This window comes from Undibacterium sp. SXout7W, from assembly GCF_049339385.1.
Lineage (GTDB): Bacteria > Pseudomonadota > Gammaproteobacteria > Burkholderiales > Burkholderiaceae_D > Undibacterium.
Window position 1 is genome coordinate 1 of the sequence record NZ_JBMPPF010000069.1, and the last position, 591, is coordinate 591.

A 591-nucleotide genomic window follows, 5' to 3' on the forward strand; every position below is an offset into this window, starting at 1 on the left:
AAGGAAAGACTCCATAATTCCTCCTTCTGGGTTGAACCCAATTGAACCATCCAACACACTCTTCTTCTTCACTTGGAACATATTGTTCATCTTGCAGTGTAGCCAGTGGTGATAGCTGAAGCCATTAACCCCCATGGTGAGAGGTTGATCCATCAAGAAGAATCCCAGGGAAGGATCCGGGTAGTTGGTGATCTCCTTGTAAAAGATGTCAAAGAACTGGTTAGTATCAGACCCCAGAAGCTTGTAGTGAAGCAGCCCTTGGGAGATCTGGACAATTGTTGTGTTATACGATGGCAAACCTGCACTACTAAGCTGACTCATTAAGTTGTACATAGTTTGCTGCCTCAACAAGAGGTTCTCAGACTCTGAGACTTGATAGCAGGCGAACACCCACTTCAATGTGGGGACAGCTAGTGTGTTGCCAATTATGAACTCACTATTGAACTCAAGGTGATTGTGAGATCCCATGGTGGATTTTTCAGAGTTGGTGAAACAAGTGTAATTGCAGAAAGTAGTCAAGGCCTGACAAACTAGCTCTGAGTGCACGACTATTTTCTCGTCCTCCTCGGGAGTGGACGTCTTAGAGTGGAG

Annotated in this window: 1 protein-coding gene; it reads right to left on the reverse strand. The window is 45.3% G+C overall.

Going from position 1 to position 591, the window contains the following annotated elements:
• A partial coding sequence (locus tag ACO0LB_RS20520; RefSeq protein WP_423052544.1) for a hypothetical protein occupies positions 1-333 on the reverse strand: 333 nt, incomplete at its 3' end.
• Positions 334-591 lie beyond the last annotated feature (258 nt).